General features: G+C 35.3%; 16 protein-coding genes. 14 read left to right on the top strand and 2 right to left on the bottom strand.

Going from position 1 to position 19009, the window contains the following annotated elements; all coding sequences use genetic code 11:
• The 14 genes from TZ91_RS03605 to xerS all read left to right on the top strand — a co-directional run bounded on the left by TZ91_RS03605 (position 1) and on the right by xerS (position 16165).
• Complete coding sequence (locus TZ91_RS03605; RefSeq protein ID WP_033686961.1) at positions 1-1080, top strand: glycosyltransferase; 1080 nt, start codon at positions 1-3, stop codon at positions 1078-1080.
• The gene (locus tag TZ91_RS03600; RefSeq protein ID WP_033686960.1) at positions 1077-2186 is read left to right on the top strand and encodes a CDP-glycerol glycerophosphotransferase family protein; all 1110 of its coding nucleotides are present in this window, start codon (positions 1077-1079) and stop codon (positions 2184-2186) included. The genes TZ91_RS03605 and TZ91_RS03600 overlap by 4 nt, the downstream gene beginning before the upstream one ends.
• 14 nt (positions 2187-2200) lie before the next feature.
• Positions 2201-3181: a glycosyltransferase family 2 protein gene (locus TZ91_RS03595; protein WP_033686959.1), complete on the top strand. Its 981-nt coding sequence runs from the start codon at positions 2201-2203 to the stop codon at positions 3179-3181.
• Between the two features lie 25 nt (positions 3182-3206).
• Complete coding sequence (locus tag TZ91_RS03590; protein ID WP_033686958.1) at positions 3207-4214, top strand: glycosyltransferase family 2 protein; 1008 nt, start codon at positions 3207-3209, stop codon at positions 4212-4214.
• 55 nt (positions 4215-4269) lie between these two features.
• A complete protein-coding gene (locus TZ91_RS03585) occupies positions 4270-5229 on the top strand; it encodes a glycosyltransferase family 2 protein (protein WP_045597088.1) in 960 nt (319 codons plus the stop codon).
• Positions 5230-5242: 13 nt separating this feature from the next.
• Positions 5243-6217, top strand: coding sequence for a glycosyltransferase family 2 protein (locus TZ91_RS03580; RefSeq protein WP_033686957.1), 975 nt, complete (start codon positions 5243-5245; stop codon positions 6215-6217).
• 1 nt (position 6218) lies between these two features.
• Entirely contained in the window at positions 6219-7214 is a 996-nt protein-coding gene (locus TZ91_RS03575; protein WP_045597085.1) for a glycosyltransferase, read from the top strand.
• A 5-nt stretch (positions 7215-7219) separates the two neighbouring features.
• Positions 7220-8182 carry a capsular polysaccharide synthesis protein gene (locus tag TZ91_RS03570; protein ID WP_033686956.1) on the top strand — a complete coding sequence of 321 codons (963 nt, stop codon included), beginning with the start codon at positions 7220-7222 and terminating at the stop codon, positions 8180-8182.
• On the top strand, positions 8183-9748 hold the full coding sequence (locus tag TZ91_RS03565) for a lipopolysaccharide biosynthesis protein (RefSeq protein WP_033686955.1): 1566 nt from the start codon (positions 8183-8185) through the stop codon (positions 9746-9748). It abuts the gene before it with no gap.
• Complete coding sequence (locus tag TZ91_RS03560) at positions 9745-10854, top strand: glycosyltransferase (protein ID WP_045597083.1); 1110 nt, start codon at positions 9745-9747, stop codon at positions 10852-10854. Before TZ91_RS03565 ends, TZ91_RS03560 begins: the two co-directional genes overlap by 4 nt.
• 247 nt (positions 10855-11101) lie before the next feature.
• The gene (ylqF, locus tag TZ91_RS03555; protein WP_000201307.1) at positions 11102-11953 is read left to right on the top strand and encodes a ribosome biogenesis GTPase YlqF; all 852 of its coding nucleotides are present in this window, start codon (positions 11102-11104) and stop codon (positions 11951-11953) included.
• Positions 11940-12719, top strand: coding sequence for a ribonuclease HII (locus TZ91_RS03550; RefSeq protein ID WP_033686954.1), 780 nt, complete (start codon positions 11940-11942; stop codon positions 12717-12719). The genes ylqF and TZ91_RS03550 overlap by 14 nt, the downstream gene beginning before the upstream one ends.
• A 16-nt stretch (positions 12720-12735) precedes the next feature.
• A complete protein-coding gene (locus tag TZ91_RS03545) occupies positions 12736-14286 on the top strand; it encodes a ClC family H(+)/Cl(-) exchange transporter (RefSeq protein WP_033686953.1) in 1551 nt (516 codons plus the stop codon).
• A gap of 808 nt (positions 14287-15094) precedes the next feature.
• Complete coding sequence (gene xerS, locus TZ91_RS03535) at positions 15095-16165, top strand: tyrosine recombinase XerS (protein ID WP_000817852.1); 1071 nt, start codon at positions 15095-15097, stop codon at positions 16163-16165.
• Positions 16166-16241: 76 nt separating this feature from the next.
• Here xerS and TZ91_RS03530 read toward each other — a convergent pair whose 3' ends face one another.
• Together TZ91_RS03530 and lpdA are read right to left on the bottom strand one after the other, a co-directional pair.
• Positions 16242-17231: a lipoate--protein ligase gene (locus TZ91_RS03530; protein WP_033686952.1), complete on the bottom strand. Its 990-nt coding sequence runs from the start codon at positions 17229-17231 to the stop codon at positions 16242-16244.
• Between the two features lie 59 nt (positions 17232-17290).
• Positions 17291-18994 carry a dihydrolipoyl dehydrogenase gene (gene lpdA / locus TZ91_RS03525; protein WP_033686951.1) on the bottom strand — a complete coding sequence of 568 codons (1704 nt, stop codon included), beginning with the start codon at positions 18992-18994 and terminating at the stop codon, positions 17291-17293.
• Positions 18995-19009: the final 15 nt, after the last annotated feature.

Raw genomic sequence — 19009 nt, 5'->3', positions numbered from 1 at the left:
ATGAAATATCAGGTCATACATGTAACAGGTGGTGTAAGGAATACCATGAGTGGGGTACAAAGTTTTATCAAAAATCATATCCCAAATAATGATCAAGAGTTTGAATATATGGTCGGAGAGTCAAATGGAGACGCTCATTTCCCATTTAATCAATACCTAGATGAAAAAAAAATCAAACGCATTGTTTTTCCTTGCCTAAAGATTTCTAAACTATTTGCCTATGCGAGAGAGTGCCGACAATTTTATGAAAATAATAAAATTGACATTCTACATGTTCATAATCCTATAACCGCTTTTATACATAATTACTATGCTCGAAAAAATGGTGTTCCAGTTAGGATTTACCACAACCATAGTAGCCAATTTTCAGACACTTGGTTAAAAAGTATTCGCAATCGATTTTTGGTCTTTTTAGCTTTGAAAAATGCGACCCATCGTATTTCTTGTGGCCAATTAGCTGGTCTTAAAATATTTGGAAAGAAATCATTTAAAATCCTTCCAAATGCAATTGACATCAACAAGTATCGGTTTTCTCCAACTTTTCGAGAAGAAATTCGCAAAGAGTTTCATATAGCTGAACATCAAAAAGTAGTTGGGATGATTGGTATTTTAAATCCCTTCAAAAATCAGAGGTTTTTGATTGAAGTTGCTAAAGAATTACCTGATGTTACTTTTTTCTTTGTTGGTGAAGGACCAGATCGTTCAATTTTAGAAGAGAAAAGTAAGGAAGTGAAGAATATCATCTTTACAGGAAAAAGAGAAGATGTTCATAAATTTTATTCAGCCTTTGATATTTTTGCCTTTCCTTCTTTGTATGAAGGTTTCCCAATCGTGCTGGTAGAGGCTCAGTGTTCTGGAGTCGATATTCTCATGAATGAAACGATTGATCCAACAACTCAGATCGTTAGTGAACTCTGCACAGCCATTCCTCTAGATAAGGCTAAATGGGTAAACTATATAGAAAAGGCGCCTTTCAAGGAGAAGCAACGACAGCTGAATGAACACCTAAAGCGATTTGACATCGAAGAAAATGTTCAAAATTTAAAAGAAATTTATAAGCAAGGTTTAAAAAGAGAATGATCAACTATTTAAAACCCTTACTTTTTAAAGTAAGTGATTTTACTTATAAGATAAATAAAATTATTCCAAAGAAAAGGAATAGAATTGTTCTGTATTCTAACTGGGGTTTCAGAGATAATCTTAGAACACTCTATCACTATTTGGTGGATAATGGCTATCAGGAAACATATGAGATTGTTTGCGCTTCAAATGATTTCTATCACTTAGAAAAAGAGAAGAATGTAAAGTATGTTTCTATTTATCGAGGTTTCTTTTATTTTTTAATATCTAAATATTTTTTCTATTCATTTGGCAAGTATCCTATTAAGCCTGCACCAAAGCAGATGGTTGTCAACTTGTGGCATGGAATGCCCTTGAAAAAAATTGGGAATCTTGAAGTTGGCATGGAAAAGATTGACTATAATTTCTTTACAAAATTAGTCTCCTCTTCGGAATTATTTACTCCAATCATGAAAGCTGCTTTTAATGCTAAAGATGAGCAGATGCTTCTTGTTGGTAATATTCGAAATGATGAGCTCTTTAAAGAGAAAAAAGAGAACAAAATCATCTGGATGCCAACATACCGGAATTCTAAAAATTATCATGACAGCCAAGCAGCATTGATATTTTCTTTAGAAGAAGAGGACTTTCAAAACATTGAAGAACTACTCTCAAACTATGGGTATCAACTTTATATTAAACTTCACCCTCTTGAGGAATCTCAGTTAAAATTCGAAATGAATTATTCGACCATTCATCTATTAACAGAAGAGATTATTAGTGAGCAGTATGAGACTTTATATACCTTTTTGGGAACAACAAGTGCATTAATTACTGATTATTCATCAGTATTTTTAGATTATTATTTATTAAATAGACCAGTTGCATTTACCATTAATGATTATGAGGAATACAAAGACAAACGTGGTTTTGTATTTGAAGATATCAAGAGTCTTATGGTGGGAAGTGTCATTCGTGATTCGCATGATTTATTAGAATTTCTAGAGAGTGTCATGAGATCTGAAGATCCTTATATTGACGAACGAAAAATAGTCAATAACAAGGTTAATGCCATTCAAAAAGATTTTACAAAGACACTTTTGGATGAAATTGGATTAAGGAAATAAGGTTAGGATAAAGAATGATTAGTGTAATCGTACCGGTTTATAATGTGGAAACTTATCTGGAAGAATGTTTAGATAGCATTCAAAACCAAACCTACACAGATTTTGAAGTCCTTTTAGTAAATGATGGTTCAACAGATGGTTCACAAGCTATTTGTGAGTGTTATTGTCAAGCAGATAAGCGTTTCCGATTAATGAATCAAACCAACCAAGGACAAAGTGTTGCACGAAATACCGGTGTGGCAGCTTCAAGAGGGGAGTTTATTGCATTTGTAGATAGTGATGACATTATCCTATCGAATTATTTAGAAACCTTAATGCAACATATGGGTGAAGACGTAGATATTGTAGAAAGTCAATTCACCGTACATAAAAAGGAATTCTTTGCAGAAAAGTCTCAAGATACAAAAATTCTTTTTGAGGGAAATTCTGAAGAAGCAGTGAAAGTTGTCCCTAACCACCTACTAAGTGTCAATCCAGTCACAAAGCTTTATAGAAGAGCGATTGTCGAAGCTGTCCCCTACCTAGAAGAGCTCATTTTTGAAGATATTTATAGCGGAATTGGTATGCTTAAATATATCCGAAAGATTGTTAAAATCGATTATGTAGGCTATTATTACCGTCAACACGCGACTAGTACCATGCATCGAAAATTTACCGAGAAAAATCTAGATGTATTTACTGTCAGCGATAAATTGATAGACTTGTATTCTGATAGAGAAGAACTTCTTCCTTATATTGGTAAATACCTCGTTCATGTAGCGACCATGCATTATCAAGATTATATCGAAAAAGGAAATCCATATACAGAAGTCTATAATCAGAAGTTGGCCGACTATGTAACTATCACCAAGAAAAATCCAGACTTAGCTAGATCGTCACGTTTGATTAAGCTCTATAATGTTTGCCCAAAATATTATAATTCAATTGTATTCCCGCTCTATTACGCAATTTGGAAATTCAAAAATGGCATTAAAGAAGTAAAGCTAGATGAATAAACATAAATGAGAAGGAAATTATTTTATGATTAGCGTTATCGTGCCCGTTTATAATGTGGAAGAATATTTAGAAGAATGTTTAGAAAGTATAAGGCAGCAAAGTTTTACAGACATTGAAGTCATCTTAGTAAACGATGGTTCAACCGATGGTTCAAGAGAAATCTGTGAACAATATTGCGAAAAAGATAGTCGCTTTAGATTGATTAATCAAGAAAATCAAGGACAGAGTGTTGCCAGAAACCGAGGTGTTAAAGAATCTGTTGGGCAATATATTATGTTTGTGGATAGCGATGATGTGATCAATATAAGCGTGTTAGAAGTATTACTTCCTTACATGAAGATGGATGTAGATATCGTAGAATGTAGAATGACAAGAAATAAAGAAGAGTTCTTTCTTAATAGAACTTCTACAATTGCATTCGAAGGAAATGCTAAAAAAGCAATTCTTAATTGTATTGCGTTTAAAGAAGTGAAGTTTTGTGCTTTTACGAAATTATATAGAAGAGAAATTGTTGAAAAAGTTCCATTTTTAGAAGGTTATATTTATGAAGATGTCTTTACAGGAATAAATTATTTAAAACATATTCGAAAAATAGTAATTGTTGATTATATCGGTTATTACTATCGTGTTCGTCCCAATAGTACTATGACAAAATCCTTTAATGAAAAAGATTTAGATATTTTTAAAGTGGGAAATCAGTTAATAGATTCTTTTAAAGATGATGAAGATATGCTTCCTTATATTGGATATTTTATGTTTTATATAGGTCATGGACACTATTTAAAAGATGGGATAAATAAGAAGAATCCATATGTCGATTTATATGAAGATTTTATTCGAAACGCTGCTTTTATAGCAAAGCAATCCAAGGAAGTTGTCCAGAAATATCGTTTATTGCGACTGTACTTACTTGCTCCAAAATATTATACAACGATTACTCATCCCATTTATACAAGTATACAAAAGATTTGGATATCTACTAAAAAAGTAATGAATCATCTAAATGATAAATTACATATAGGAAAAAATTGATCTCCTGAATATATAGGGTAATACACTAAATTTTAAAGGAGATGTCAGAATAAAAATGATTAGCATTATCGTTCCAGTTTATAACGTGGAAGAATATCTGGAAGAATGTCTAGAAAGTATTCGAAAGCAAACCTATCAAGATATAGAAGTTATTTTAGTCAATGATGGTTCTACAGATGGCTCCCAAGCTATTTGTGAACATTTTTGCCAAACAGATAAGCGTTTCCGATTGATCAATCAAAAAAATCAAGGTCAAAGTGTAGCTAGAAATCGTGGCTTGAAAGAATCCCTTGGTGAATACATCATGTTTGTCGATAGTGATGATGTTGTAAGTCTTGGTCTGTTAGAACAACTAATGAAGTATATGTCTGATGGAATTGATATTGTAGAATGTAATAGAACCGAAGATATTCAATGTTTAAATGAAGAAAAAAAAGATATTCATGTTAAAGAATTTGATTCAAATGAAGCATTATTCCAATGTTTTAATCATGGAGTAAGTTGGAGCCCTGTCGCAAAACTCTATCGCCGTAAAATAGTGGAGAAAGTTCCATTTTTAGAAAATTTAATTTATGAAGATTTTTATACTGGAATCGTCTCTTTAAAATATATTCATAAAATGAGAAAAATTGACTATATTGGTTATTATTATCGATATCATACTTCTAGTACAATGAATCAGACATATTCAGAAAAGAATCTTGATATTTTTAAAGTTGGCGAAAAATTATTAGAGGAATTTAGAGAAGATAATTGGTTACCTTATGTAGGGAATATGTTATTTTTAGTTGGTATTGGACATTTTAAAAAGTATAACATAAGAGTTGGACATCCATATTATCAGTTATATGTTGATGCAATTGATAACTATTTTGAAATAGCTAAGAAATCATCAGATATTTTCAATTCTAGTAAATTATTAAGATGGTATAGCTATTCACCAAAATATTTTTTAAGTTTATATTATCCGTTGTATTTAAGATATTTAGAAATTCGAAAAAAATGGAAAATTTAATAGGAGCCTATTTATGATTAGTGTCATTGTTCCTGTTTATAACGTTGAAGACTATCTTGAAGAATGTTTAGAGAGTATTCAATGTCAAACTTATACCGATATAGAAGTGATTTTAGTCAATGATGGTTCAACAGATGCTTCAAAAGAAATTTGTGAGGGATATTGTAGGCTGGACAGTCGCTTTCACTTAATCAATCAAGCAAATAAAGGATTAAGTGGCGCTCGTAATCGTGGTATGACTGAATCTAAAGGTGAATTTATCACTTTTGTAGACAGTGATGATGTCATTAAAGACGATATGTTGGAGCAATTATTAAGGCACATGACTTCAGAAGAAATGGACATCGTAGAATGTTGGTATACAAATGATAAAAAAGAAATAGAAATCCCTTCTCCCGAGAATGTCAAAATAATTTTTCAAGGAAATGCTAAAGAAGCTTTAGTCTCTTTATGTGAAGATAATATTGTCCGTTTGAATGCAGTCGCTAAACTTTTTCGAAGACAAGTGATTCTCAATTTTCCATTTTTAGAAGGTCTATTTTATGAAGATGTGTATGGCGGAATGGGAATCTTAAAACAGATACATAAAATAGTGAAAATTGATTATACAGGATATTATTATCGCGTGCGTTCTGGTAGTATTATGAATCGCGAATTTAGTTTAAAAAATTTGGATTTGTTTACTATTTGTGATAAAGTGGAGCAACTATATGAAGGAAATGCTGACTCACTCCCATACGTACAGCGTCGCTTATTCCATTTAGTTTTGATGCACGTTGTCGACTATCGTATATTTGAGGGAAATCCCTATCAAGAAAAATATGTCGAGTACCTGAATCGTTACGCAAAAAGTTCAAGGAAATCATTATTAATGCGAGCATATCGATTATTCCCTAAAAAGATTGTCTTTATTTCAAGAGTTGTTGGAGCCATTCAATGGAGATTCGAAAAATATATTGTAAAAAGATTTTGGAGAGGGTTGAAGTAGTATGAATTATTATTTAAAAGAATTGTATGCAGAAGCCAAACATGCAGGTTCTAAAGCTAGATTAGATGCTGAAAAAATAATGCTAGAAGCAGGGTATCAACCTTTTTCCCTAAATAATGATTCAAATCCCATCACTTTGACAAAAAATGATGTGTTAGTTCTTCAATTTCCATTATTATGGCATTCCTTAAAAAAACAAATTTTTACGAGATTTTTGAAAAATAGAACATTCAAAGCTTATTTGCTGATTCATGATATCGAGTCCCTGAGAAACAAAAAAATCAAGTCATTTACAGATTTCAAATATTCCATTATCCATTTTTTACAAAATAAAACAGTCCTTGAAAAAGTCGATGGTATTATCGCCCATAACGAAAAGATGAAAGCAGAACTTGTGCGATTAGGAATACCGAAAGAGAAGATTGTTTCCTTAGAGATATTTGACTATTTAATTCCCCATTATAAAGCGAATAAAGCTTATGAGAAAAACACGGTCATAGTTGCTGGAAATTTCGATATTCGGAAAACAAAATACGCAAGACAATTACCTGAAAGCCCAGAATTTTCCATTTATGGCATTAACTTTGAAGAAGAGAATCTTCCTTTGAATGTTCATTATCAAGGTGCTTTTTCTCCTGATGAACTACCTAATCACTTACATGGTGGCTTTGGCTTAGTCTGGGATGGAGATAGCCCCCATACTTGTAGTGGGATGTATGGAGAATATTTAAAGATGAATAACCCGCACAAAGCTTCTCTTTATTTAGCATCTGGTTTTCCAATCATCGTATGGAGCCAATCTGCCTTGGCTGATTTTGTACGGAAAAATCAATGTGGAATCATTGTTGATTCATTATTTGAAATTGCAGATTGTTTAAACTCGAGTGATGAAGAAGATTTTCAAGAGCTGATTAAAAATAGTAAAATAGTAGGAGAGAAACTTCTTAACGGATATTTTCTAAAAACAGCTTTAGAAAAATGTGAAAGGAATTTGTAGAGTTTATGAAACTGCAAACCTTACAAAAAAAAATGGCTCGCTATCGTCAAATTTTAAAATATTATGGCCTTAAACTAACATGTGTTTACTTTCTTGCACAAAAATCTGACAAGATGTTTTATGATTTTCGTAGAAAGATTCTTTTGGATTTTGTACTGAAATTACGAAAAGAAGCTCAAATAGATGATTCGAGTGATGAAAAAGAAGAAGTAGTAACGGAATTTCCGAAAATTATTTGGACAATGTGGCAACAGGGAGAAGCGCAAATGCCTGATACGGTCCAGGCTTCAATGAAGACCATAAAAGACTTCGCCAAAAGGAATGACTGTAAATTCTATTTGTTGACGGATCAAAATCTGGCGGATTTCATCAATATTCCATCAGACATCACCGAAAAATACAAGAAAAAAGAATTATCAGCTGCGCATTATTCCGATATTATTCGTTTTAGTCTCTTATACAAATACGGTGGAATTTGGATGGATGCAACCTTATTTGTATCTCCCTATGCAACTTTAGAAATGTTTGAAGGTGATTTCTTTACTCTGAATCATCCACCTATAGGAACAAATCAAATGGAACGAACGATTGGTGATTTTAAATGGTCAGGTTTTTTCCTTGCAGGACAAAAAGGAGGACCTTATTTCAAACATATTCGGGATTTATATATTTACTATGTTCGTAAATATCCAGTCTTTATTCATTACCTGATGATGGATTATTTTATTTTGTCCGAATATGAATCAAATCATGAATTTAAAGAATTAGTGGATAGATTACCTATTCTAGCACCAGCTGAGCGTGTTTGGTTTTTAAGAGACCATGCCCATGATCTTTTTGATGAAAAAGAATGGGAAGAAGTATTAAAAACAACACCGATTATGAAAACGACTTATAAAATCAAGAAAGAAGAAGTCCTTCCAGGAAGTTATCTCGATCAACTTTTACAAGGAAAATTAAAGGAATAGATGAAATACACGAAAAAAAGTAGAACAGAATTTGCCACCTTAAATACGAGTATTGCTCTGGCATTGCAACCTTTTCAAGTCCTTCTTGGCTTTATCAATCGAACTATTTTTATCAATTTACTTGGGGTAACCTATCTAGGATTAAACAATTATTTGTCTAGCTTAGTTTCTATCCTGTCTTTGGCAGAATTAGGGGTTGCTGGAGCCATGAGCTATGCATTATATGGGCCCTTAGGTAGAGAAGAACATGGGAAAATCAATGCCTTTATGATTCTTTTCAAAAAATTATATAGAATCATTGGCTTTTCTATTTTTATATTAGGCTCTATACTTTCTTTATTTCTTCCTTATATGATAAAGGATTATACGGTAAATAGCGAAGTATATTTGATTTTTTTCCTCTTTGTTTTTAATTCTGCTTCTAGCTATTTTTTCTCCTATAAACGAACCTTGCTTTATGTCGATCAGCGTAATTATATGATGACTTTGATTGACTTTGTATTAAATACGCTTCGCGTATGCTTGCAAATCGGAATTTTATTCTTTACCAAAAATTATATCTTTTATCTATTAATCAGTATCATCATGAATTTTATAGGGAATATCATCATGTCGCGGATTGTAGACAGATTGTATGGTTACTTGTTTAAGAATGACATAACACCCATTAATCAGGAGGAAAAAGAAAAATTTATCCGAAATATCAAAGGAAATATAGTCGGTAGTATTGGAGAAACGATTGTTTTTCAAACAGATAGTATTCTAATGGCAAGTTTTGTTAGCTTAGCAGCTATAGGTATTTATGGGAATTATACCTATGTTTTAGGATTTCTTTCACTGATTTTAAATACTGTGATTAATTCAGTTGTTTCTTCCGTAGGTAACTTGGTCCATTCGGAATCTACGACAGTAGCAGATATGGTTAAATTCCTAAAAAAATTCCAGTTTATTACTTTTAGCCTGATTTATTTTGCTAGCTTAGGTTATTTAATGTTCATTCATCCATTTATGACTATCTGGTTAGGTGATAGTTTTTCATTTAATTATACGATTGAGATTTTGATCGTCCTTCATTTTTTCCTAACTTTTTATAGAAGACCGATTCTAACGTTGATTTCAGTTTATGGCTTAAGTTATGAGCAAAATAAAAAAGTCATTGTCGAAATTTTATTAAACATTTTCCTTTCGCTCTACTTTTTAGCGATTTTAGATTTAGGAGTATCTGGAATTTTATTGGGTACGATTTGTTCAACAGTCTTGACCTGTACATGGTATGAACCTTATAGCGCCTTTAAGTATGGATTGAAAGCTTCCTCAAAGGATTTTTTTAAAACATTGTTACAAGATTTCACTGTCGCAGGGATAAGCTTCCTACTTTTGAGTTTACTGGATAACTTACTCTTAACTCAGCTAGATTTCATTTTCGGTTTGATCATCAAAATCGTCCTTTATTTGATAGTATTGGGTAGCTACATTTTCCTATTTAGAAATCATGAAGGTGGAAGACAAATCATTCTAATGATTCAAAAAGTATTAAAGTTTAAAAATAAGGTGGTAAAAATATGAAACGAATATTGGTTTGTGGTTTAGTTCCAGATATCGGTGGACTAGAAAAAATTGTGGTAGATTTTTATAATCATATCGATACCTCTGAATTTGAACTGGAATTTTTACTACAAGGTCCTGAAGATGTTGAATTTAGTGAACATTTTAAAAAGCTTTGCTACAATCCTCTCGTCGTTCATAGAATCCCTAAGTTAAGACCACATATCAAGCAAGCCTTAAAAGAATGGGATGATTTTTTTAAGGAGAATGCTCATCGTTATGATATTTTATGGTCCAATCAAAATGGTCTGACTCACCTAGAATTTTTAAAATTAGCAAAGAAATACGGAATCGAAAAAAGAATTGTTCATGGACATTGTGCAACAGCCGATAAATTTTATCGTTTTATTCACCCTATAAACCGACTTTTTGTTGGCAAATATGCGACAGATTTTTGGGCATGTGGAATAGAAGCGTTGAACCATTTTTATCATGGTCAAGAGAGAAAAAAAGCCTTAGTGATTCATAATGCCATTGAGGTAGAAAAGTTCCTATATAATGAAAAAAAGAAAATTCAACTTCGAAAGGAATATCATATTCCAGAAGATTGTTTAGTCGTAGGACAAGTTTCTCGTCTATATGAAAAACAAAAAAATCAAAGTTTTTGTGTGAAGGTTTTTTCTGAAATCGTCAAAAAAGAACCAAATTCTCGTCTCGTATTTATCGGAAGAGGAGATACTGAGTTTTTAGAAAATGTGGCAAAAGAATATGGAGTAGCAGACAAAGTCATCTTTACAGGCTTGACCACTAATGTCGGAAAAATGCTAAATCTTCTAGATGTTTTCTTCTTCCCATCTCATTTTGAGGGCTTGCCAATTGTACTTATTGAAGCGCAAGCCAATGGATTACCTGTTGTAACAGCAAATCATTTACCAGATGCAAAAATACTAGATAACTATGATAACAGCCTGTCTTTGAGAGATTCTCTTGAAGAATGGGCAGATAAAATTTTGTCAGTCAGAGATCATCGAGAGCTTGATACAGAAAAGGTGAAACAGCTGATAGATGAAAATGGCTACGAGATTGAATCAGCAACTAAACAGTTGGAGAAGTTCTTTAATGAGTGACAGAAAGTCGATAGAGAGGGCAAGTGTGTCTTCTCTAATTTTTTTATTATGATTTAATAGTTTGAACACCATTTTATCCAGAAGTAAAAGCGGACAAAATAAGGAAGTCATGATATAATATAAAGTAGATTTCTATGTCATAAAACAAGAACTGTTTGGACATCATTCATTTGAAAAATTTCTATGTTCAAACGATAATAAAATAAAATAGGGGCTCTAGACCCTTGCTATGAAAGGAAAAAACTCAATGGCTACTATTCAATGGTTTCCTGGTCACATGTCTAAAGCGCGTCGACAGGTGCAGGAAAATTTAAAATTTGTTGATTTTGTGACGATTTTGGTGGATGCACGCTTACCTCTATCTAGTCAAAATCCTATGTTGACCAAAATTGTTGGTGACAAACCAAAACTCTTGATTTTAAATAAGGCAGACTTGGCTGACCCAGCAATGACCAAGGAATGGCGCCAGTATTTTGAATCACAAGGAATTCAGACTCTGGCTATCAACTCCAAAGAGCAAGTGACTGTAAAAGTTGTAACAGATGCGGCCAAAAAGCTCATGGCGGATAAGATTGCTCGCCAAAAAGAACGTGGCATCAAGATTGAAACCTTGCGTACCATGATTATCGGGATTCCAAATGCTGGTAAATCCACTCTTATGAACCGTTTAGCTGGTAAGAAAATTGCTGTTGTCGGCAATAAACCAGGTGTGACCAAGGGGCAACAATGGCTCAAAACAAATAAAGACCTTGAAATCCTGGATACACCGGGGATTCTCTGGCCTAAGTTTGAGGATGAAACTGTTGCGCTTAAGTTGGCCTTGACCGGAGCTATTAAAGACCAGTTGCTTCCTATGGATGAGGTAACTATTTTTGGCCTGAATTATTTCAAAGAACATTATCCAGAAAAGCTGGCTGAACGCTTCAAACAAATGAAAATTGAGGAAGAAGCGCCTGTTATTATTATGGATATGACCCGTGCCCTCGGTTTCCGTGACGACTATGACCGTTTCTACAGTCTCTTCGTGAAGGAAGTCCGCGATGGCAAACTCGGTAACTATACCTTAGATACATTGGAAGACCTCGATGGCGACGATTAAAGAAATCAAAGAACTCCTTGCAACGGTCAAGGACTTAGATAACCCTATTTTTTTAGAGCTTGAAAAGGATAATCGCTCTGGAGTTCAAAAGGAAATCATCAAACGTAAAAAAGCTATTCAGGCAGAATTGGATGAAGATTTTCGTTTGGAATCCATGCTTTCCTATGAAAAAGAACTTTACAAGCAAGGATTGACCTTAATTGCTGGTGTTGATGAGGTTGGTCGTGGTCCTCTTGCTGGTCCTGTAGTCGCTGCAGCCGTTATGTTACCTCAAAATTGTAAGATTCAAGGCCTCAATGACAGCAAGAAAATTCCTAAAAAGAAACATCTGGAGATTTTCCAAACCGTTCAAAATCAAGCCTTATCAATTGGCATTGGTATCATGGATAATCAGGTCATCGACCAAGTCAATATCTATGAAGCAACCAAACTAGCCATGCAGGAAGCAATTTTCCAGCTCAGTCCTCAACCTGAACATCTCTTGATAGATGCCATGAAACTGAGCTTACCCATTTCACAAACATCTATCATCAAAGGAGATGCCAATTCCCTCTCCATTGCAGCGGCTTCCATAGTAGCCAAGGTGACACGTGATGAATTGATGAAGGAATACGATCAGCAGTTCCCTGGCTATGATTTCGCTACTAATGCAGGATATGGAACAGCTAAACACCTGGAAGGCCTCACAAAACTAGGAGTTACCCCAATTCACCGAACCAGCTTTGAACCCGTTAAATCACTGGTTTCAGGAGAAAAAGAAAGTTAAGTTAGAAGGATTGATTATGGAGGAACAGTCAGAAACACTCAGCTCCAAGAAAGAATTTGCCTTTGCCTCAAGCACCATATTATCCCAAGTTGGACGAGGAATCATTGTTGGTCTCGTTGTTGGAATTATAGTTGGATCCTTTCGTTTCTTAATCGAAAAAGGCTTCCACCTGATACAAGGACTTTATCAAGATCAAGCGCATCTAGTGCGCAATCTTTTTATCATTGGTCTATTTTATTTAATAGTTTGTTGGCTCAGTGCGAAATTAACTCGATCAGAAAAAGATATCAAAGGCTCAGGAATCCCTCAAGTCGAAGCAGAATTAAAGGGACTCATGACTCTCAACTGGTGGGGAGTTCTTTGGAAAAAATATATTCTAGGAATTCTTGCTATTGCCAGTGGACTTATGCTGGGGCGAGAGGGACCCAGTATTCAACTTGGAGCGGTTGGGGGTAAAGGAATTGCCAAATGGCTTAAATCCAGTCCAGTAGAGGAACGATCCTTGATTGCGAGTGGAGCTGCAGCGGGATTAGCCGCTGCATTTAATGCTCCCATTGCAGGACTTCTCTTTGTTGTAGAAGAAGTCTATCACCATTTTTCACGCTTTTTCTGGGTATCTACTCTCGCAGCTAGTCTCGTAGCAAACTTTGTTTCTCTGCTCATATTTGGCCTAACACCCGTACTGGATATGCCAGACAACATCCCACTCATGACCCTAGACCAGTATTGGATTTACCTCCTTATGGGAGTTTTTCTTGGACTATCTGGTTTTCTCTATGAGAAAGCTGTGCTCAATGTGGGTCGAGTTTATGATTGGTTTGGTCAAAAAACCCATTTGGATAGAGCTTATTACCCAATTCTAGCTTTCATTCTCATCATACCAGTCGGAATCTTCTTACCCCAGATCCTTGGTGGTGGAAATCAGCTGGTTCTTTCCTTAACTGAGCAAGATTTTAGTTTCCAAGTTCTATTAGTTTACTTTTTGATTCGCTTTATTTGGAGCATGATTAGCTATGGAAGTGGCCTGCCAGGAGGAATTTTCCTACCAATTTTGGCACTTGGCTCCTTACTTGGTGCCCTAGTTGGTGTTATTTGTGTCAATCTTGGACTTGTCAGTCAAGAGCAATTCCCTATATTTGTCATTCTAGGAATGAGTGGCTATTTTGGAGCAATATCCAAGGCTCCCTTAACTGCTATGATACTCGTAACTGAGATGGTAGGAGATATTCGCAACCTCATGCCACTTGGTTTAGTAACCTTGGTCGCCTACATCATCATGGATCTACTCAAGGGGGCGCCAGTTTATGAGGCTATGTTGGAAAAAATGCTGCCAGAAGAAGCGACAGATGAAGGAGAAGTCACTCTCATTGAAATCCCTGTTTCAGATAAAATAGCAGGAAAGCAAGTACACGAACTCAACTTGCCACATAACGTACTCATCACCACCCAAGTCCATAATGGCAAGAGCCAAACAGTTAACGGCTCAACCAGAATGTATCTCGGAGATATGATTCACCTAGTTATTCCAAAAAGTGAAATTGGGAAAGTCAAAGATTTGTTGTTGTAAGAGTTCTTTACATAATTTATGTTATGTAAAGATAAACTTCTTAATTAAATATATTAGAAAACCGATTCTCAGCAATGAGATCGGTTATTTTTTACAGATAAGATATTTCACATACAAATAATTGAGCTTTGGTAAAAATAAGACTATAATCAAGTTAGAAATGATAATGCACAAAGCTAGAAAGGAGTTTACTGTATCAAACCTGCACAGTAAGATTAAAACCATGAAAAAGAAAACGATAGCAATTATACAATGTATTTTGTATCTCATAGCACCTTATATAGCTCTTCAGTTAAGTAGAATGAACAGAAGTATCGTTACTGATAATCTCTTTTTTATTTTCCTTATTCTGCTGACTATTTCATTCTGGTTTATTATTTGGAAACTAGAAAAAGCACTAGCTAATGATTCACAATGAAACTGCAAAGATTTAAATCCATTTTACGCAAAAACTGGAAAATTTTGTACTTTTTCCTAAACAGTGGATAAGCCCTTGATACAACTGGGTTTAAGACGTAAAGTACACTCTCTAAAAATTGTACTTTATAATTGAAATGTACTTTATTTTAAGGCAAGATAAAGTACATTTTCACTAAAATGAACATTTGAAAAATTCCAGTTTTTACTTTGATAACGTACATTTTTAGCTATTTTTGTTTAAAAAAATTTTTTTAGTAATTGGGACGATTTAAGTCTTTTTTATCACTTTTAAAAAAACTCTATAACATCTTTCCGAAAAACTATAATTTTCTTGAAAAATAAATAAGTCTATGCTATACTACTAGTAGACTTATTTATGGAGAAAATCATGAAACGTGAGATCTTACTGGAACGAATAGATAAACTAAAACAAATCATGCCCTGGTATGTTCTGGAATACTATCAATCTAAGCTAGCTGTACCTTACAGTTTTACAACCTTGTACGAATATCTCAAGGAATACGATCGATTTTTCAGCTGGGTTTTAGAGTCAGACATTTCAAATGCTGATAAAATGTCTGATATTCCTTTATCTGTCTTGGAAAATATGTCTAAGAAAGATATGGAATCTTTTATCCTTTACCTACGTGAACGTCCTTTGCTGAATGCTAATACAACCAAGCAAGGAGTTTCTCAGACAACTATCAATCGGACTTTGTCAGCACTTTCTAGTCTTTACAAGTATCTGACCGAGGAGGTTGAAAACGACCAGGGGGAACCTTATTTCTATCGTAATGTAATGAAAAAAGTTTCAACCAAGAAAAAGAAAGAAACACTTGCTGCCAGAGCTGAAAACATCAAGCAAAAACTCTTTTTAGGTGATGAAACAGAAGGTTTTCTAACTTATATTGACCAAGAGTATCCACAACAACTTTCAAATCGCGCCCTATCTTCATTTAATAAAAATAAAGAACGTGATTTGGCCATTATTGCCCTTCTTTTGGCGTCTGGTGTCCGCTTATCTGAAGCTGTTAATCTGGATCTAAGAGATCTCAATCTAAAAATGATGGTTATCGATGTCACTCGAAAAGGTGGCAAACGTGACTCGGTCAATGTTGCTGCCTTTGCAAAACCTTATCTAGAGAATTATCTAGCCATTCGTAATCAACGCTATAAGACAGAAAAAACAGATACAGCCCTTTTTTTGACACTCTATAGAGGTGTTCCTAATCGTATCGATGCTTCCAGTGTGGAAAAGATGGTTGCTAAGTATTCTGAGGACTTTAAAGTCCGTGTAACCCCCCATAAACTGCGCCATACCCTAGCAACCAGGCTCTATGATGCGACTAAATCGCAAGTTTTGGTCAGCCATCAGCTAGGACATGCCAGTACACAAGTCACTGACCTCTATACCCATATCGTTAATGATGAACAAAAGAATGCTCTAGATAGTTTGTAAAATACATAAAATAAATTATGTAATTTACAATTTTTTAAAAAAGAAGCTGGTCCTACAACCAACTTCTTTTTTTGGTTTATCCAACTACCGCTTCAGCAATTTCTTCACGACTAATACCAGCGAAGTAGCGTGTAATATCGATGGTTTCTAGCGCCTTAAGGACATCTTCGCGTTCGTATTTCACTCCACGAAGAACATCTTCTACTGCAGCAACGTCTTCAATACCAAAGAAGTCACCATAAATCTTGATGTCTTGGATTTTTGATTCACTAACGTTAGCAAAGACTTCCACCTTACCACTAGTGAATTTTGTTCCACGACGGACGTTAAATTCAGGTGATTTACCGTAGTTCCAGTCCCAAGTTCCAAACTTAGTATCTTTGATACGGTTAATTTCAGCTACTTCTTCCTCAGAAAAAACGTATTCTGACATCTCTGGATACTCTTTTTTCATGTATTCCAAGAGTAAGTCACGGAATTCTTCGACTGTGATTTTTTCTGGTAATTCATTGACAATATTGGTGACACGAGCACGAACAGATTTCACCCCTTTTGATTCAAATTTATCCTTTGAAACCTTGAGGGCATTTGCTAGGACTGACAAATCAACGTCAAAGAGCAAGCAACCGTGGTGCATGATACGGCCATTGATATAGGCTTGGGCATTACCACAGAATTTCTTACCGTCGATTTCTAAGTCGTTACGACCTGTGAACTCAGCTTTAACCCCAAGTTGAGCCAAAGTATTGATAACTGGAGTTGAGAAGCTCTTAAAGTCAAAAGCCTTGTTTTCATCTTCTTTTGAGATGATCGTGTAGTTGAGGTTATTTAAATCGTGGTAAACAGCTCCACCACCGCTGATACGGCGGACCACCTCAATACCATTTTCTCGAACATAATCACGGTTGATTTCTTCGATGGTATTCTGGTGACGACCAACAATGATAGATGGCTTATTAATCCAAAGTAGGAAGATTTGATCCTCATCCAAAAGGTGTTTAAAGGCATATTCTTCCAAGGCAATATTAAAGGTAGTGTCGTTTGAATGATTGATAATATATTTCATGATATCCCTTTATACGATAGAGACTGGAAAACACCTTTCCAGTCTAATCTATCTTTCTTTTATTTTTTCTTAGGTGAATGGATGGCCATTCCTAAAACATCCGCAAATGCTTCGTACATCACTTCAGAGTAGGTTGGGTGTCCGTGGATAGTCTTCAGCATTTCTTCAACAGTGATTTCCATTTCGATAATGCTTGACGCTTCGTTAATCAATTCTGCGGCTGCAGGACCAATGATGTGAACACCAAGGATTTCTCCGTATTTCTTATCAGCGATAACTTTTACGAAACCTTGAGCAGCATCTGAGGCAATGGCACGACCGTTAGCAGCAAAGTTGAATTTACCGATAGCAACATCGTATTTCTCACGAGCTTGCTCTTCTGTTAAACCGACTGCTGCTACTTCAGGAAGAGTGTAGATAGCTGCTGGAGTCAAGTTCAACTTAGCAACAGCATGGTTTCCTTTAAGGGCATTTTCAGCGGCAACTTCACCCATACGGAAGGCTGCGTGAGCCAACATCTTAGTACCGTTGATGTCACCTGGTGCGTAGATACCTGGAACAGAAGTTTCCATATATTCGTTGACCTTGATGCGACCACGATCCAATTCAAACTCAACATCGCCAATACCTTCAAGATCCGGCACACGACCGATTGAAAGAAGAGCTTTATTTGCGATGATATCGTCTTTTCCTTCAACTTTGATACGAAGTTGACCATTTTCCTCGATGATTTCTTGCAGTTTAGTACCAGTCAAGATGGTCATTCCTTTACGCTCAAGGATCAAGCGAAGGTTCTTAGACACTTCTGCATCCATAGCTGGCACGATACGGTCCATCATTTCGATAACAGTTACTTTTGAACCAAATGTCATGAAGGCCTGACCAAGTTCGATACCGACAACACCACCACCGATGATAACAAGACTTTCTGGAACTTCATTCATTTCAAGGATGTCGTCGCTGGTCATGACAAGTGGAGATTCCATACCAGGGACGTTGATCTTGCTGACTTTTGAACCACCAGCAAGGATGATTTTCTTGGTTTCAAGCAATTCAGAATCATTTACCAAGACATTCTTGTCTTTAGTAATGGTACCAATACCTTTATGTACAGTAACTCCGTAGCTACGAAGAAGACCTGCAACACCACCAACAAGAGTATTAACAACTTTAGATTTAGTTTCTAAAAGTTTGTCCATATCTACAGTGAAGTTTGGATTTTCAATGACGATACCACGGTTTGCGGCATGACCAATGTTTTCGATAATTTCAGCGTTATGAAGGTAGGTCTTGGTTGGAATACATCCACGGTTTAAGCAGGTTCCACCGAGTTCAGATTTCTCAACTAGAGCAACCTTACCGCCGAGTTGGGCAGCTTTGATGGCTGCAACATAACCAGCAGGACCTCCACCAATCACAACGATATCAAAAGCATCATCGCTCTTACCATCATCGTTTGAGGCACTTGCTGCAGGTGCTGGGCTAGCTTCTGGCGCTGCGGCTCCAGCTGTTGGGATATTTTCCCCTTCTTCGCCAAGGTAACCGATAACTTCCGTTACAGGGACTGTTTCACCGTCCCCTTTAAGGATAGCAATCAAGTACCCATCTTCTTCGGCTTCCAATTCCATGCTGACTTTGTCAGTCATGATTTCTAAAAGGATTTCTCCTTCTTTTACAAATTCTCCGACTTTTTTATTCCATTGGACGATTTGTCCTTCTGTCATATCCACGCCGGCTTTTGGCATAATTACTTCTAAGGCCATGTCTTCCTTCCTTTA

Origin of the sequence: Streptococcus mitis (assembly GCF_000960025.1) — a bacterium.
GTDB classification, from domain to species: domain Bacteria; phylum Bacillota; class Bacilli; order Lactobacillales; family Streptococcaceae; genus Streptococcus; species Streptococcus mitis_DH.
Note: the sequence above shows the minus strand (reverse complement) of the source record. Positions and strands in the feature narration are given on the sequence as shown.

Coding starts and splice junctions, on each gene's coding strand:
- TZ91_RS03530 (WP_033686952.1), bottom strand. CDS start 17,231: ATGAAATATATTATCAATCATTCAAACGACACTACCTTTAATATTGCC.
- TZ91_RS03585 (WP_045597088.1), top strand. CDS start 4,270: ATGATTAGCATTATCGTTCCAGTTTATAACGTGGAAGAATATCTGGAA.
- TZ91_RS03600 (WP_033686960.1), top strand. CDS start 1,077: ATGATCAACTATTTAAAACCCTTACTTTTTAAAGTAAGTGATTTTACT.
- ylqF (WP_000201307.1), top strand. CDS start 11,102: ATGGCTACTATTCAATGGTTTCCTGGTCACATGTCTAAAGCGCGTCGA.
- TZ91_RS03575 (WP_045597085.1), top strand. CDS start 6,219: ATGAATTATTATTTAAAAGAATTGTATGCAGAAGCCAAACATGCAGGT.
- TZ91_RS03595 (WP_033686959.1), top strand. CDS start 2,201: ATGATTAGTGTAATCGTACCGGTTTATAATGTGGAAACTTATCTGGAA.
- TZ91_RS03545 (WP_033686953.1), top strand. CDS start 12,736: ATGGAGGAACAGTCAGAAACACTCAGCTCCAAGAAAGAATTTGCCTTT.
- TZ91_RS03570 (WP_033686956.1), top strand. CDS start 7,220: ATGAAACTGCAAACCTTACAAAAAAAAATGGCTCGCTATCGTCAAATT.
- TZ91_RS03590 (WP_033686958.1), top strand. CDS start 3,207: ATGATTAGCGTTATCGTGCCCGTTTATAATGTGGAAGAATATTTAGAA.
- xerS (WP_000817852.1), top strand. CDS start 15,095: ATGAAACGTGAGATCTTACTGGAACGAATAGATAAACTAAAACAAATC.
- TZ91_RS03605 (WP_033686961.1), top strand. CDS start 1: ATGAAATATCAGGTCATACATGTAACAGGTGGTGTAAGGAATACCATG.
- TZ91_RS03565 (WP_033686955.1), top strand. CDS start 8,183: ATGAAATACACGAAAAAAAGTAGAACAGAATTTGCCACCTTAAATACG.
- TZ91_RS03550 (WP_033686954.1), top strand. CDS start 11,940: ATGGCGACGATTAAAGAAATCAAAGAACTCCTTGCAACGGTCAAGGAC.
- lpdA (WP_033686951.1), bottom strand. CDS start 18,994: ATGGCCTTAGAAGTAATTATGCCAAAAGCCGGCGTGGATATGACAGAA.
- TZ91_RS03580 (WP_033686957.1), top strand. CDS start 5,243: ATGATTAGTGTCATTGTTCCTGTTTATAACGTTGAAGACTATCTTGAA.
- TZ91_RS03560 (WP_045597083.1), top strand. CDS start 9,745: ATGAAACGAATATTGGTTTGTGGTTTAGTTCCAGATATCGGTGGACTA.